Raw genomic sequence first — 253 nt, forward strand, 5'->3', positions numbered from 1 at the left:
GGCGGCGGTAAGGGCGGCAACGGCCGATGACGGTATTCATCATCAGGCGATTGATGCAGGCCATCCTGGTCATGTTCATCATGTCCATCCTGGTCTTCGCCGGTGTGTTCGCGATCGGCAATCCGATCGATATCCTCATCGCCGCGGACGCCACCGAGGCGGACCGCCAACGCGCGATCGAGCAGCTCGGTTTGCATCTCCCCCTGTGGGAGCAGTATTTCGTCTTCCTTGGGAACCTATTCCAAGGTGAGGT

At 59.7% G+C, this 253-nt stretch carries 1 pseudogene; it reads left to right on the plus strand.

What is annotated here, in order from left to right:
• Positions 1-26: 26 nt before the first annotated feature.
• Positions 27-253 (plus strand): annotated as a pseudogene (locus R0J87_RS22670) (ABC transporter permease); the annotation flags it as partial.

This window comes from Halomonas sp. SIMBA_159 (genome assembly GCF_046536035.1).
GTDB classification, from domain to species: domain Bacteria; phylum Pseudomonadota; class Gammaproteobacteria; order Pseudomonadales; family Halomonadaceae; genus Vreelandella; species Vreelandella venusta_A.